Annotated in this window: 11 protein-coding genes; 6 read left to right on the top strand and 5 right to left on the bottom strand. The window is 67.9% G+C overall.

Translation table 11 applies throughout. The features are described from left to right. Positions 1 to 25 precede the first annotated feature (25 nt). The 6 genes from M673_RS15860 to M673_RS15835 all read left to right on the top strand — a co-directional run bounded on the left by M673_RS15860 (position 26) and on the right by M673_RS15835 (position 6,293). On the top strand, positions 26 to 484 hold the full coding sequence (locus tag M673_RS15860; RefSeq protein WP_061977039.1) for an RbsD/FucU family protein: 459 nt from the start codon (positions 26 to 28) through the stop codon (positions 482 to 484). A 123-nt stretch (positions 485 to 607) separates the two neighbouring features. Then, positions 608 to 2,143, top strand: a complete 1,536-nt coding sequence (locus M673_RS15855; protein ID WP_061977037.1) for a UxaA family hydrolase — start codon at positions 608 to 610, stop codon at positions 2,141 to 2,143. Between the two features lie 11 nt (positions 2,144 to 2,154). Then, positions 2,155 to 3,195, top strand: coding sequence for a GntR family transcriptional regulator (locus M673_RS15850; RefSeq protein ID WP_244493285.1), 1,041 nt, complete (start codon positions 2,155 to 2,157; stop codon positions 3,193 to 3,195). 91 nt (positions 3,196 to 3,286) lie between these two features. Further along, on the top strand, positions 3,287 to 4,162 hold the full coding sequence (locus M673_RS15845) for a DMT family transporter (protein WP_082639530.1): 876 nt from the start codon (positions 3,287 to 3,289) through the stop codon (positions 4,160 to 4,162). 190 nt (positions 4,163 to 4,352) lie between these two features. Next, the gene (locus tag M673_RS15840; RefSeq protein WP_061977035.1) at positions 4,353 to 4,964 is read left to right on the top strand and encodes a YceI family protein; all 612 of its coding nucleotides are present in this window, start codon (positions 4,353 to 4,355) and stop codon (positions 4,962 to 4,964) included. Between the two features lie 87 nt (positions 4,965 to 5,051). Then, complete coding sequence (locus tag M673_RS15835) at positions 5,052 to 6,293, top strand: cytochrome b/b6 domain-containing protein (RefSeq protein ID WP_061977033.1); 1,242 nt, start codon at positions 5,052 to 5,054, stop codon at positions 6,291 to 6,293. A gap of 4 nt (positions 6,294 to 6,297) precedes the next feature. On the opposite strand, the gene M673_RS15830 is transcribed toward M673_RS15835, so the two are convergent. From M673_RS15830 to M673_RS15810, 5 genes are all read right to left on the bottom strand, one after another. Further along, positions 6,298 to 8,625, bottom strand: coding sequence for a DUF3772 domain-containing protein (locus tag M673_RS15830; protein ID WP_187301278.1), 2,328 nt, complete (start codon positions 8,623 to 8,625; stop codon positions 6,298 to 6,300). Positions 8,626 to 8,940: 315 nt separating this feature from the next. After that, positions 8,941 to 11,232, bottom strand: coding sequence for a methyl-accepting chemotaxis protein (locus tag M673_RS15825; RefSeq protein ID WP_061977028.1), 2,292 nt, complete (start codon positions 11,230 to 11,232; stop codon positions 8,941 to 8,943). A gap of 226 nt (positions 11,233 to 11,458) precedes the next feature. Beyond that, complete coding sequence (locus tag M673_RS15820) at positions 11,459 to 12,334, bottom strand: aldose 1-epimerase family protein (RefSeq protein WP_061977026.1); 876 nt, start codon at positions 12,332 to 12,334, stop codon at positions 11,459 to 11,461. 102 nt (positions 12,335 to 12,436) lie between these two features. Then, the gene (locus M673_RS15815; RefSeq protein WP_061977024.1) at positions 12,437 to 13,942 is read right to left on the bottom strand and encodes a tripartite tricarboxylate transporter permease; all 1,506 of its coding nucleotides are present in this window, start codon (positions 13,940 to 13,942) and stop codon (positions 12,437 to 12,439) included. 12 nt (positions 13,943 to 13,954) lie between these two features. Next, positions 13,955 to 14,422: a tripartite tricarboxylate transporter TctB family protein gene (locus M673_RS15810; protein WP_061977022.1), complete on the bottom strand. Its 468-nt coding sequence runs from the start codon at positions 14,420 to 14,422 to the stop codon at positions 13,955 to 13,957. Positions 14,423 to 14,617 lie beyond the last annotated feature (195 nt).

Genomic DNA, 14,617 nt, shown 5'->3' with positions numbered 1-14,617 from the left:
AAAGGCTAAAAACGGGAGACCCGCCATGCTGAAATCCCTCGACCCGCTTCTGACCCCCGATCTTCTCTGGGTTCTCGCCGCCATGGGCCATGGCGACGACATCGCCATCGTGGACGGCAACTTCCCCGCCGAGTCGGTGGCCGCCGAAACCACGTCCGGCAAGCTGGTGAACCTGTCCGCCGTGCCGATCGAGCGCGCCGCCCGCGCCATTCTCAGCCTCATGCCGCTGGACGCGTTCGTGGACGATCCCGTGCGCTGCATGGAAGTCGTGGGCAAGCCGGACGAAGTGCCCGAGCCGCGCGCGGCGGTGCGGGCCGAGATCGAGGCGGCCGGCGAGAAGACGCTGATCCGGCCCATCGAGCGTTATGCCTTCTACGAGGCGGCCAAGAAGAGCTTCGCCGTGGTGCAGGTGGCAGATCCCCGCTTCTACGGCTGCTTCCTCCTGCGCAAGGGCGTCATCGCCGGCGAGCGTCCCGCCTATTGAGAACCATTCCAGGCGCTTGACGGAACCCCGTCCGGCATGAAATGACTATTGCATGCAATAGACATTTATCGGATGGCGGCGGGATCGTTCGGGTCCCGCCCCGTCCGGCGCCTGGGAGGCTTCATGTCCGTCATCGCCGAGGTTTCGCCCGTCATCGTCCTGAACGGCGAGGACAATGTCGCCGTCGCCCGCCGCCCCGTGCAGGCGGGCGAGCCGATCGGCGGCGGGGTTCGGGCGGCGGCCGAGATCGGCAGCGGCCACAAGGTGGCGTTGCGCGCCATCGCGCAGGGTGCTCCGGTCCTGAAATACGGGCAGGTGATTGGCACCGCTTCGCAGCCCATCGCGCCGGGCGAGCATGTCCACCTGCACAATCTCGCCATGCAGGACAGCCACGCCGACCATCACTACGCCTCCGACGCGCGCGCGACGCCGCTTCTGCCGGAGGCCGAGCGCCGCACCTTCCTGGGCTACGCCCGGGCGGACGGGCAGGTCGGCACGCGCAACTATATCGGCATCGTGTCCTCGGTGAACTGCTCGGCCACGGTGTCGCGCGCCATCGCGGACCATTTCAACAACAAGGGCGGGCTCGACGGCTTTCCCAATGTCGACGGCGTGGTGGCGCTGACGCACGGCCAGGGCTGTGCGCTTTCCACCAAGACCGAGGGCTACGAGGTGCTGACGCGCACGCTCTCGGGCTATGCCCGGCATCCCAATTTCGGCGCGATCCTGATGATCGGGCTGGGCTGCGAGACCAACCAGATCTCGCTCATCACCGACAAGTACGGCCTCGCCGAAGGCCCGCTCCTGCGCACTATGACGATCCAGCAGCTCGGCGGCACGCGGCGCACGGTGGAGGAAGCCACCGCCATCATCCGCGAGATGCTGCCCACCGTGAACGCGGCCGAGCGCACGGAGCAGCCCTTGTCGGGCCTGAAGCTCGCGCTCGAATGCGGCGGGTCGGACGGCTATAGCGGCATCTCCGCCAACCCGGCGCTGGGCTACGCGTCGGACCTCTTGGTGCGCCATGGCGGCACGACCTGCCTTGCCGAGACGCCCGAGATCTACGGCGCCGAGCATCTCCTCACCCGTCGCGCCGTGACGCCGGCCGTCGCCGAAAAGCTGATGGAGCGCATCGAGTGGTGGCGCGGCTACACCGCGCGCCACGGGGCGGAGCTGAACAACAATCCCTCCCACGGCAACAAGGCGGGCGGTCTCACCACGATCCTGGAAAAGTCGCTCGGCGCGGTGGCCAAGGGCGGCAGCATGCCGCTCGAGGCGGTCTATGAATATGCCGAGCCGATCGACCGCTCGGGCTTCGTCTTCATGGACACGCCGGGCTACGACCCCGTGGCCGTGACGGGCCAGATCGCCGGCGGCTGCAACATGCTGGTCTTCACCACCGGGCGCGGTTCCGTGTCGGGCTGGAAGCCGGTGCCGACCATCAAGGTGGCGACCAACACCGAGATGTTCGAGCGCATGACCGAGGACATGGACATCAACTGCGGCGGCATCGTCACCGGCGAGGAGTCGATCGAGGAGTCCGGCCAGCGCATGTTCGAGACGATTCTGGCGGTCGCCTCGGGCCAGCGCACGCTCAGCGAGATCTACGACTACGGCGACAACGAGTTCGTACCCTGGCAGATCGGCGCGATCACCTGACGGATCGGTCGATGGACGGCGGCTCCGGCCCGGCGACTGGCCCCCTGACTGGCCCCTCGTCCGGCTCCATGCCCGGCGCGCGGCGACCGGCCTATCGGCGCATCGTCGAGGCGCTGCGCGGGCAGCTCCTCTCCGGCGACCTGCCGGAAGGCGCGGTGCTTCTGGAAGGCCCGCTCGCCGCGCTGTTCGGCTCCAGCCGCCAACCGGTGCGCCAGGCCCTGGCCGAACTCGAGGCGGAAGGGCTGGTGCGCCGCTTCGAGGGGCGCGGCGTGCTGGCGGGCCGCGCGGGCGGGCCGTGCCGCATCGAGCTGACGGGCGAGCAGGTCGGCGCCCATGCGCTCGAGCCCAAGGCCGACGACGATCTTTATTACCGCGTCGAGCGCGAGCTTCTGGAACGCGCCCTGTTCGGGCGTTTCCGCGTCAGCGAACTGGCGCTGGCCCGCCATCACGCCATTGGCCGCCCTTCGGCGCGCGAGCTTCTTCTGCGCGCCCGCGCCGCCGGCCTTGCCGAGAAGCGCGACGCCCATTGGTGGACCGTGCCGCTGGACGAGCGACGGCTGGCCGATCTCTACGACCTGCGCTTTCTTCTGGAGCCCGCCGCCCTGCGCCTTGCCGCCCCGGCGCTGCCGGCCCCCGTGCTCGGCGCCGCGCGCGATCGCCTGAGCCGAGCCGAGCGGCGCTTCCCGCGCCTGTCGACGCGCGAGCTCGACACGCTGGAGGAGGATGTCCACGTCACGCTCCTGCGCTTCTGTCCCAATGGCGAATTCGTCGAGGCCCTGGCGCGCGCGCGCGCCTCCTTCGTCTGCGGCAAGCATCTCCAGCACATGCTCTGCGGGCCGGACACGGTGGACCCGTTTCTCAGCGAGCACGCCGCCATTCTGGAAGCGCTCGGCCGGGGCGAGGGAGACGTGGCGGCCGAGGCGCTGGCCGGGCACCTGCGAGCCTCGCGAGACAAGGGCTGCGAGCGACTTGGCCGCCACCGCGCGGGCGCCCGCCCGCCGCCGCTCCCCTATATCGCGGAGGAGCGCAGCGGCGCGGACGCTTCGCCATGACGCCGGCTCCCTGACGACCCACGACCCGCCCTGCTTTGCCGCTTCGTCTGGAACGGAAGGCCCAACCTCCAGACACCGGGACCCACGACCCTTGCACAAAGACAATCCGCTCCTCGTCGGCATTCTCCTGACGGTCGGCGCCGGCATCATGTTCTCGGGCATGGACGCGCTCGGCAAGCATCTGACGATGCTGCTTCCGGTCATCCAGGTCATCTGGGGTCGCTATTTCGTGCAGACCGTGATCCTCACCGTCTACCTCTCGGCCCGCACGGGCACCGGCTTCCTGCGCACGCGCCATCCGTTCCTTCAGATCCTGCGCGGGCTGATCCTGCTTACGACGACATTCCTCATGTACGAAGCTCTGAAGCGCGTTCCGCTGGCGGACGCGACGGCGGTCCTGTTCTTCTCGCCCATCATGGTGACGATCCTGTCCGTCGTGGTGCTGGGCGAGCGGATCGGGCCGCATCGGATCGCCGCCGTGCTCGCCGGCTTCCTCGGCATGATGTTGATCCTCTCGCCGGGCTTCGGCACTTTCCACCCCGCGCTCGTCCTGGTGCTCGTCGCCGCGGTGCTGAACGCCGTCTATCTCCTGCTCACGCGGCATCTGGCGGGGCGCGAGGACGCGGCCGCAACGCAGTTCAACACGACCGCGGCCGGCGCGGTGATCCTGACGCTCATCGTCGGCCCGAGCTGGCAGACGCCCGATCTCGGCACCGGGCTGCTGCTGGTCGCGATCGGCTCGCTCGGCACGGTCGGCCATTTCGTCCTGGTGCGCGCCTTCGCCCATGCGCCGGCCTCGCTGCTCTCCCCCTTCCTGTATTCGCAGGTCATGGGCGCGAGCCTCCTCAGCGTCGCTCTGTTCGGCGATCCGCTGCGCCCGGCCATGATGGCGGGAACGGTGATCCTGGTGGGAAGCGGTGTCTATATCTGGTGGCGCGAGAATCGGCGGCGGCTCGCCACGCTCTGACGCTGCATCGCAGCGGGAAAATCACCGGAACGGAGCCGGCGATCACATCTGCTTCACGACGCTTTGTTGGCGGTGCGCCGCAAAAATCCGGTCTTCCGCGTAGACAGTGTGTCGCGTCGGAAGGGATTTCGCGGTTGCGAAAGGACCCGTAGGTTCGCCCCACTTCCGATCCCGGAACAAGGACCTTTCGATGTCGCTTCTGAAATCCGCCCTCACCCTCGGCGTTCTGCTGGCTGGCCTCGGCACCGCGTCGGCGCAGACCGTCGGCGTTCCCGCCGGCACCTATGTCGCGGACCGCACGCACACCAACGTGCTCTGGACGGTGAGCCATTTCGGCACCTCGAATTATATCGGCCGCTTCGGCGACATCAACGCCACGCTCACCCTCGATCCTGCCGACCCCGCCAAGTCGAAGCTGACGGCGACGATCGATCCGAAGTCGGTCGACACGAACTACCCCTCCGACGACAAGGATTTCGACGCCGAGATCGCCGGCGAGATGTTCTTCGACGCCGCCAAGTTCGACACGATCAAGTTCGTCTCCACCAAGATCGAGACCACCGGCACCGACACCGGCAAGGTGACGGGCGACCTGACCTTCCATGGCGTGACCAAGCCGGTCACGCTCGACGTCAAGATGAACGCCGCGCTGAACCCGCATCCGATGACGCAGAAGCCCGTGGTCGGCTTCTCCGCCACCGGCACGATCAAGCGCTCCGAGTTCGGCGTCTCGGCGCTGGTCGGCCCGGTCAGCGACGACGTGAAGCTCACGATCGAGACCGAGTTCGTTCCGCAGTCCTGATCTCGGCACGCGTCCACATTTGAACCAACCGAGGCCCGGCATCGCTTGCCGGGCCTTCTTTCTCTCCCATGCTGAAGGGCGAAGACCATGCGGACCGGATCTGCCGAGGTGAGGGGCTACAATGCCGGGGCCATGCTCCTGCACTGGGCGATTGCGCTTGCCATTCTCTTCCAGCTTGCCGGCGGCTTCGCGATGATGCGGCTGGACGTCCTGCCGGACGCCGGACGCTTCGCCTTCTTCCAATGGCACAAGACGGTCGGCCTCCTCGTCCTTACGCTGACGCTGGCGCGCATCGCGTGGCGGCTGCTGAACCCGCCGCCGGCCCACGCGCCGATGAGCCGGGTGGAGGCGGGCGCGGCCCATCTCGTCCACGGCCTGTTCTATGCGCTGATGCTTCTGGTGCCGCTGTCGGGCTGGTTCGTGGTCTCGGCTTCGCCGACCGCGATCCCGACGCTGCTCTTCCTGTCGGAGCATCTGCCCTGGCCGAACCTGCCGATCCCCGCCGCCTGGCGCAGCGAAGGCGGCGAGAGCGTCGCCGCGACGCTTCACATGGTGCTGGCCTATTCGACCCTGGCCCTGCTGGTCCTGCATGTCGCCGGCGCGCTGAAACATTCGGTTCTCGACCGGCAGGCCTCGTTTCGACGCATGATGCCGGTTGGCCATCTGCCGCGCCAGTCCACCGCGCTTCTGGCGATCCCGCTGGCAGTGGGTCTTGCGACCCTCTTTCTCGGCGGCGGTCTCGCCGCCGGGCAGGGGGAGGGCGCCGAGGCTCCCGCGCTCGCCGCTCGCGAGGCGCCGGCTGCGCAGCCCGCCGAGGCCGGCGGCTGGGTGGTGGACAAGGCCGCCTCCCGCTTCACCTACGAGGCGAGCTTTTCCGGCAAGCCGATGACGGGCGACATCGCCGGCTGGACGGCCGCGATCCGCTTCGACCCCGCCGATCTCGCACAGGCTTCCGCCCGCATCGAGATCGACGCCGCGTCGATCACGGTCGGCGACCCGTTCGTGCGCTCCAGCGCGCCGGGCCCGGACGGGCTCGACATCGCCGCCCATCCCAGCCTCGCGGTCGCGCTGGACCGTTTCGAAAAGAGCGAAACCGGCTTTCGTGCGCAGGGCACGGTCACCATCAAGGGCCAGAGCGCGCCGATCGAGGTGCCCTTCACCTTCGAGCCGCAGGCCGACGGCAGCGCCCATGTCGCGGGCTCGGGCGTGATCGACCGGCTCGCCTTCGGGCTCGGCACCAAGAACGACCCGGCCGCGCAGTGGCTGGGGCGCGAGATCACGGTGCGCTTCGACCTGCGCGCCGCGCCGGCGCCCGCGCTGGGCACGTGAGCGCTCAGACAGTCGGGGCCAACCGCACGTCCTGCGTCTGGAAGCGTTCCAGGAGCGTGAAGAACAGCGCGCTTCGCGTCGAATAGGCCTGCCGGGGCGAGGCGACGAAGGCGAGGCAGTTGAAGTTGACCCGGCCCTCGGTGATCCCGTCGATGAAGACGCTGGGCTTGGGATCGTCCAGCACGGCCTGATGCTCGTCGAAAATCTCCAGGACGGTCTTTCGCACGAGCAGAAGATCGGCCGAGGGCGCGACCGAAAAATTGATCTGCACCCGCCCCACCGGGTCGGCCAGCGTCATGTTGCGGATCGGCTTGGTAATGAATTCCGAGTTCGGCACGATCAGGGTCGAGCGGTCGGGGAGTTGGATCTCCGTGGAGCGCACGCTGATGCGCCGCACATCGCCTTCGTCCGTGCCGATGCGCACGCTGTCGCCGAGCTTCACCGGGCGCTCGGCGAGGAGGATGAGGCCCGAGACGAAGTTCTGCGTGATAGCCTGTAGGCCGAAGCCGATGCCGACCGACAGGGCGCTGACGACGAGCGCGATGCGCTCCAGCCCGATGCCGAGCGAGGTCAGCGCCCAGAAGCCGGCGAGGATGATGCCGGCATAGGACACGATCATCGAAACGGAGTTGCGCGCGCCCGCGTCGAGTTCGGTGGTCGGCAGATAGGTCTCGTTCAGCCAGCGGCGCACGAGGCGCATGGCGGCGATGCCGAGCGCCAGCGCGATCAGGGCGCGCAGAACCGCGCCCGGCTCCAGCGTGAAGCCGCCGACGGTGATCAGCAGCGGATCGCCAAGCTGCGAGAAGATCGCGTCCGTGCCCGGGCCGAAGGGCGCGAAGATCATGGCGAGCGCCAGCAGCACCGTCCCGATGCGCAGAAGCGCCGACATGGCGACGCCGAGCTGGCCGACCGTCGAGGGCTTCAGCCCCAGCGCTTCGTGCGCGGCCCGTCCCGTCCAGGCCTCGGGCGAGAGAAGCGTGGTGCAGAGATCGTCCACCACCACGAGCAGGAGATAGGCCGAGGCGCAGACCACGGTGATCCAGACGGTCTGCCGGCCGATGAAGAGCGAAAGGTTCACATAGCCTTGCAGCGCGGCGATGGCGCTGACGATCAGTGCCAGCCAGCAGAGAAGCGTCGTCAGCGTTACCACGCTGCGCAGGGTGGTCGGTGTCTGGTTCTCCTCGCGCTGCTCGCGGCGCAGGCGGTGCAGCGTCAGGAGCACCGAAAGAACCAGCAGCATGTAGGCGGTGGCGATCGCGAGGTTGGCAGCGACGGTCGAGGAGGGGCTGGCGCCGACGATCCGGTTGAAGGCCACCACGGTGATGCCGATCGTCACCAGAATCGCCGCGAATGTGGGATAGGGGCGCAGGCGCGCCGCCGCATCGTTGCCGAGCGGCAGGAGGCGCCAGGACGGCTGGTCCACCAAGAGCAGACCGCCGCCGAGCGAGACGATGAAGGCGCCGAACGAGGCGGCCCCGACCAGCGCGGTGACGAGGGCGTCCGCCTCGTCGGTCAGCATCCCGGCCCAGCGCAGCCCCTGGCCGAACAGGAGGAAGCTGAGGCTGGCGGTCAGCGTGCCGACGAGGATGAACCAGAGCGACAGGCCCGAACGGCGAAAGCGCGTCCCCGGCGCCTGCGAGATGGCGAAGCGCCGCCCGAGCGCGCGAAGCCGCCGGCGCACGGGAAAGAGCAGGACGAGGCTGGCACCGAGCGTCGCGACCAGAACAAGCGGGCTCGCTCCTTCCACGCCGTGCTTCAGCCCCTCCCACGTGTCGCTGCCGAAGCCCGTGGCGCGCAAGACGTCGAAGCGCATGCTGAGCGCCAGGGAGTTCCAGAAGCGGCCGGTGAGGGGAGAGGAGACGCGCTCGAAGGTCGAGCGGTTGAACTCCTCGGCCAGCATCCGGTTGATCGTCTCGACCGTGTCGCGCGCGTTGGTGGCCAGAAGGCGGGCGCGCTTGATCGCGGAGTCGAGATCGGTGCGCTCCTTGTTCAGCGCCTCGCGCTGCGTCTTGATGTCGGGCGCCTCGGTCTCGCTGGCTTCGCCGAGATCGCCGATCCGCTTGTCCATCGCCTCCAGCATGGGAGCGAGCGCCGTCACCGTCTGCTCGGCCGAGCCCTGGATGGCGAGCACGCGCTCGCGCAGGGCTGCGCGGTCCTCGCTCTTCTGGGCCTGGCCCATTCCCGCCTTGGCGGCGTCGTAGTCCGCGCTCTTGCTGTCGAGATCGGCGATGATCTGGGCGCTCGTGGCCCCGGCCGCGATCGGGGCCTGCGCCATCGCCGCCGGTGCGAAGAGGAGGCAGAGCAGCGGAAGGATCAGACAAAAACGACGCAAGAAACCCATCACCACCGCAGACGGGCCGAAGCCCGTGCCCTCTCGCCAAGTCCCCGGAGCTTTCCCGGCGAAACGAATTCACCGAAAGGCTCGAGGGTTCTGATTTTGCCGCAATCTTCGAGGGCAGGGCGTACCCGCCTTGCTCTCGGAGATGCTCCAACCCGGAGCGTCGATCACAGCACTGTGGCGCGGAAAAGGTCCGCCCACGCCTGCCGCCCGAAATTCGCCTTTGCATCCTTCCGGCAAAAGCGAAAGGCCCGCGCGGATCGCACGGGCCTTTCGAATGTCGGAACGGGGAAGAAATTCGGTTTCGGCTTAGCGGCTCATGCGCTCGAAACTGTCGTCGCCGCCAAGATCCAGCGAGAACCCGCCCTTTGCCGCAGCGGTCGCCGGGCGTGCCAGCGCGCTGGCCGCCTGGGCTTGAAGGCTATGGACAGGATTCTCGCCCGCGCCTTCGAACAAGCCTTCCTCCGTGCCCGTCGCCACGGCCACCGGCGCCTTGGCGCTGTTGCGTGCGGCCGGCTCCGGCGCGCCGGCAGGGCCGCCGGCCTTGACCGGAGAGAGTTTGGCAGCGGAGAGTTTGGGCGCCGCAGGGCGGGGCGACGGTGTCACAGCGGTCTCGAAACCCGTCTCGGCCCTGGCGGCGCGCGTCTTCTGCCGCTCCGCCTGCCGGTTGGTCGCCTCGATCTCCACCGCCTCGTCCTGCAGCAGGCGCTCGCGCTCGGCGTCGGTCATGCGGAAATAGCCCGCCCGCTCCTCCAGCCGGCCCGCTTCGGTGGACAGCTGGTCGGCGGTGGCCGCCATCTCGTTCGCAGCCCCGGCGTTGGACTGCGTCACCTGATCCAACTGCCCGATCGCCTGGTTGATCTGCTCGATGCCGATCGACTGCTCCCGGCACGCCGCCGAAATCTCCGACACCAGCTCCGCCGTCTTGCGAATGTCCGGAACCAACCGCTCAAGACGCGCCCCGGCATCTTCCGCCACGACCAGCGTGCGCGAGGACAAGTCGCCGATCTCGGCCGCCGCCGCCTGAGAGCGCTCGGCAAGCTTGCGCACCTCCGAGGCGACCACCGCGAACCCCTTGCCGTGCTGTCCGGCTCGGGCGGCCTCGATCGCGGCGTTCAGCGCCAAGAGATCGGTCTGGCGGGCGATCTCCTGCACCACGGCGATCTTCTCGGCAATGGCGCGCATGGCCTCGGTGGACTGCGCCACCGCCGCGCCCGTGGTGCCGGCATGCTCGGCGGCCTGGGCGGCGATCTTCTCGGTGGTGGAGGCGTTGTCGGCGTTCTGGCGGATGTTGGCGGTCATCTCCTCGATCGCGGCCGAGGCCTGCTCGGAGGCGGCGGCCTGTTCGGTGGAGCCCGACGACAGGCGGTCGGCGGTTTCGGCCGAGCGGGCCGAGCCGGCGGCCACCAGCGAGGAGGAGGCGCGCACGCCCGAGACGATCTCGGACAGTTTGGTGGTCATGTCGCCCATGGCGCGCTGGAGTTCGGCGATCTCGTCCGAGCCCTTGGCCCGGATCGTGTGCGTCAAGTCACCCGAGCCGATCAAGCGCGCCAGATCGACGGAGCGGCGCAGCGGGCGAACGATGGCGAAATTGCTCGTCAGCCAGACCGCGACCAGAATCACCAGAAGCGCCAGCGCGAAGCCGATCGCCAATGTGCGAAACTGCTCCATCATCGGCTGAGCCAAGGTCACTTCCGGCACGTCCACCACCGCAATCCACGTCGTGTTCAAGGACGGGACATCGAACGCATAGAACATTCGCCGGATGACGTTGCCGTCGAGATCGACGATCCCAGGCACCACGCGCGGCTGCTTGTCCGCCATGGTCGCCGCCAGTTCAGCTTTCCCGGACGTGTTGAGATAGGGGCTGGCCAGGCGCTTGGGGTCTGGATGGTAGAGCCAGAGCCCTTCTTTCGACAGAAGCTTGAGATTGCCGGTGCCGAAGGGCTTGATCGCGTGGAGATGCTGGCCGAGCTGGTTCAGCGTCATGTCGATTCCGAGCACGCCGATGAACTGACCGGCGGAGTAGACCGGTTGCGTCACGCTGGTCAGCAGGCTGTTCATGCCGGACGATGTTTCGACATAGGGCGGAGTGACGGCGCTCTTGCCGGTTTCGGCGGCCAGGGTCCACCAGGGCGCCTTGTAGTCCTCGTCGAAGGTCTGGAAGGTGACCCCGTCGCCGGCGACCCGGTGCCACCAGGGGGAGAACAAACCGTTCTTGTTGGCGCCCTGCGGCGTGTTGTTCTTCACCTCGTCCTGCTGGCCATCGAAGGCTTTGGGCGCTTCCAGGAACCAGGCGCCGAAGGCCATGGGCGACGAGTCCAGATCGACCCGCAGGGTTTCGACCATGTCCTTGCGGGTCAGGTCGATCCGAGCATGCCGCTCGCCGACATTGGCTGCCGTAAGGCGAGCCGTGGCGGAGATTTCCGCCAGCGCGCCTTTGACGAATTCGGCGGCACGGCCGGCCTCGCTCGACATGAGCTGTTCGGCGGCCTCATCGGAGTGCTGCTGCGTCTGGTAGGCCAAGAAGCCTCCCATCGGCAGAAGGCCGATGGCGAGCCCCAGTCCGATTCCTCCGATGATCTTGGCTTTCAGACCCACTCTCAGGCGACGTAGCATCTCTGCGGCCCCACATGTTGCACTGCGAAATGGTGTCGCCTGCGAACATTAAAACAGCGTGTGATGCTCGCCTTCAGGTGGCGTTCCGAGGAAGAGCCTTGTGATGTGGTTAGCCCGATCTTTCGCGGACGTCTAAAGCATTTCCCGCGAGTCAGAATTCACCGGAATGCCTTATGTTTTCGATCGTCTCGCCTTGCCTGAAAATGCTCTAGACGCTTACCGACCAGACATAGTCGCGCGACTCGCCCGCCGGCAGCGTGGCGTTGCCGGGTTTTTGCGTGAAGTCGCCATTCCAGCCGAGCGGCGGCGTGGTGCCGAACCAGGGCTCGATGCAGAGGAACGGCGCGCCCTGCGGCTTCGACCAGACGCCGAGATCGTGGTAGCCCTTCCAGGCGACGCGCAGGGCGCGTTCCGGGCCGCCTTCACCCAATGCCTCGAAGCGGACGGCGCCCTCGCCGATCCCGCCGAACACCAGCGCGTCGCCGCTGAACAGCGCCTCGGAGAGGGCGAGCGCATCCTTCTCCACGGGCACGTCCCGCTCGCCCGACAGAAAGCCGCCCTCCAGCGCCGAGGCCTTGCTGGGCGCCGCGCCCTCGAAGCGCAGGACATGGCGTTCCTTGGGAAGGCCCGGCACGAGGGGCCAGCGAAAAGCGGGATGGGCGCCGACCGCGAAGGGGAGCGGCAGGTCTCCCGTGTTGTGCACCCGCGTCGTCACATCGAGCGTCTGGTCCGCCACCTCGTAGATTAGCTCCAGCTCGAAGGCGAAGGGGTAGCGCGCCCGTGTCGCCTCGCTATCCCTCAGCACCAGCCGGGCGCGGGTTTCGCTCCGCTCGCGCCATTCGAAAAGGCTGTCGCGGGCAAAGCCATGCTGGGTCATCGCGTAGCGCTGCCCGTCCACTTCCAGCGCGTCGCCCGGCAGGCGGCCGACGATCGGGAAGAGCACCGGCGCATGGCGCGGCCATTCCGGCCCGGCCTGCCAAAGAAGCTCCTCGCCGGCTCCGTCCCGCAGCGAGATCAGTTCCGCCCCCTCGGCCTTGATCGAGACGGAAAGGGAGGGCGTGCCGATGCTGTGCGTGTCCGACATGAGGGGCTCCAGGCGGGATGAGTCGAGCGCAATCTAGCCGAACGCGTCGGCGCCCGCCTGCTTCTTTTGCGCTGCGGCAGGCTGCCGTTTCAGGCCCAACGCTCAATCGTCCTCGACGAACACTTCCTTGCGCTTGGCGCGAATGGCGGGCAGCAGCGCCACGATGACGGCGGCCAGACCTAGCGCCAGAAGCGTCGCCGAAATGGGGCGCGAGACGAAGACGGTGGGGTCGCCGCGCGAGATGATCATGGCGCGGCGCAGATGCTCTTCCAGAAGCGGGCCGAGCACGAAGCCGAGCAGAAGCGGCGCCGGCTCGCAGCCGAGGCGAATGAGGACATAGCCGAGGATTCCGAAGACGCCGATGGCATAGACGTCGAACGGGTTGTTGTTGATGGAATAGCAGCCGATCGCCGCGAAGAGGACGATGGCGGGAAACAGCACGCGATAGGGGATGGTCAGCATCTTCACCCACAAGCCGATCAGCGGCAGATTGAGGATGACGAGAAGGACATTGCCGATCCACATGGAGGCGATGATGCCCCAGAAGAGCGCGGGCTGGGTGTTGATGACGTTCGGCCCCGGCGTGATGCCCTGGAGGATGAAGGCTCCGACGATCAGCGCCATCACGGGATGGGCTGGAATGCCGAGCGTCAGGAGTGGGATGAACGAGGTCTGGGCGGCGGCGTTGTTGGCGCTTTCCGGCCCGGCCACGCCCTCGATCGCGCCATGGCCGAATTCCGACTTGTCCTTGGCGAGGTTCTTTTCCAGCGAATAGGAAGCGAAGGAGGAGAGGACATGCCCGCCGCCCGGCAAGACGCCCAGCAGCGAGCCCAGCACGGTGCCGCGCACAACGGGCGCGGCGATGCGTTTGAAGTCCGCCTTCGTCAGCCAGAGGCCGGAGACCTTCTTTACGCCGACCTCGCGCGTCGTCTCGTTCTCCAGATTGCGGAAGATCTCGGCGACGCCGAAGACGCCGACGGCGATCGAGACGAAGTTGATGCCCTGGTAGAGTTCGAGCTGGCCGAGCGTGAAGCGCGGCGTGCCGGTGTAGATGTCCTGGCCGACCGTGCCGAGCAGGAGGCCGAGCACGATCATGGCGAGCGCCTTGATGACCGAGCCGTGGGCGAGCGAGATCGAGACGAGGAGCCCGAGCACGATCAGCGCGAAATATTCCGGCGCGCCGAACTTCAGCGCGACGCGCGACAGCGGCGGGGCGGCGACGGCCAGAAGCAGCGTCGCCACCGAGCCGGCGAAGAAGGAGCCGAGCGCGGCGGTGGCGAGCGCTGCGCCCGCCCGCCCCTGGCGCGCCATCTGGTAGCCGTCGATGGCGGTGACGGCCGAGGAGCTTTCGCCCGGCAGGTTGATCAGGATCGCCGTTGTCGAGCCGCCATACTGCGCGCCGTAATAGATGCCGGACAGCATGATCAGCGCGGTGACGGGCGAGAAGGTGAAGGTGATCGGCAGGAGCATGGCGATCGTCGCCGTCGGCCCGATGCCAGGCAGGACGCCGACCAGCGTGCCAAGCAGCACGCCGACGAAACACCAGAAGATGTTGGTGAGGGTCAGCGCCGTCTCGAAGCCGAGGGCGAGATTGGACAGAAGCTCCATGCGCTGGCCTCGTCAGGAAAAGAGGGGACCGAAGGTCGGCAGGGTGATGCCGAGCCCGATCTTGAACACGACCCAGCACAGAAGGCTCATCGCGCCCGCGATGGCGAGCGCGGAGACCGGCGTGTTGCGCGCGGAGGCCAGCGCGACGATGGCGGTGCCGACGAAGACCACGGGCACGAGGCCGAGCGCCGCCCCAAACTCGCCGAACACGATCAGCGCCAGCGACACGAGGGCGATGCCCTTCCAGGGAATGGGCGTGCGCTCGACGCGTTCGTGCTTGCGCAGGCTGGTGATGCCGATCACGAGGCCGAGGATGGCCAGGAGGATGGCCAGGAGCAGCGGAATGAAGCCCGGGCCCATGCGCAGCGCCGTGCCCATCGGATAGGTCCAGGCTTCCAGCGCGAAGGCGAGGGCGACCGTGACGAAGATCGCGGCGGCGAAGAGATCGCGGCGGGAGCGGATGTCGGCGCTCGTCTGCATCGGAAGCAGCTTCCCTTTTTGCGAGGGCGAAGGGGCGGGTGGATCAGCGTTGGCCGCGCCGCGATTGGGCCGGCAGGGAGAGCCGAGGGATCGGCTCCGACCTTTGCGATGGATCGACCATGGCGTGGCAAAGGCGAAGGTGCGGGTGTTCCGGTCTCGATCCCATAGGAGCCGAAGGCGGAGGGTCATGCCGGC

This window comes from Aureimonas sp. AU20 (assembly GCF_001442755.1).
Lineage (GTDB): Bacteria > Pseudomonadota > Alphaproteobacteria > Rhizobiales > Rhizobiaceae > Aureimonas.
Note: the sequence above shows the minus strand (reverse complement) of the source record. Positions and strands in the feature narration are given on the sequence as shown.

What these genes read in the sequence shown, in the direction of transcription:
- M673_RS15860 (WP_061977039.1), top strand. Translation starts at nt 26, where the DNA reads ATGCTGAAATCCCTCGACCCGCTTCTGACCCCCGATCTTCTCTGGGTT.
- M673_RS15855 (WP_061977037.1), top strand. Translation starts at nt 608, where the DNA reads ATGTCCGTCATCGCCGAGGTTTCGCCCGTCATCGTCCTGAACGGCGAG.
- M673_RS15850 (WP_244493285.1), top strand. Translation starts at nt 2,155, where the DNA reads ATGGACGGCGGCTCCGGCCCGGCGACTGGCCCCCTGACTGGCCCCTCG.
- M673_RS15840 (WP_061977035.1), top strand. Translation starts at nt 4,353, where the DNA reads ATGTCGCTTCTGAAATCCGCCCTCACCCTCGGCGTTCTGCTGGCTGGC.
- M673_RS15835 (WP_061977033.1), top strand. Translation starts at nt 5,052, where the DNA reads ATGCGGACCGGATCTGCCGAGGTGAGGGGCTACAATGCCGGGGCCATG.
- M673_RS15820 (WP_061977026.1), bottom strand. Translation starts at nt 12,334, where the DNA reads ATGTCGGACACGCACAGCATCGGCACGCCCTCCCTTTCCGTCTCGATC.
- M673_RS15815 (WP_061977024.1), bottom strand. Translation starts at nt 13,942, where the DNA reads ATGGAGCTTCTGTCCAATCTCGCCCTCGGCTTCGAGACGGCGCTGACC.
- M673_RS15810 (WP_061977022.1), bottom strand. Translation starts at nt 14,422, where the DNA reads ATGCAGACGAGCGCCGACATCCGCTCCCGCCGCGATCTCTTCGCCGCC.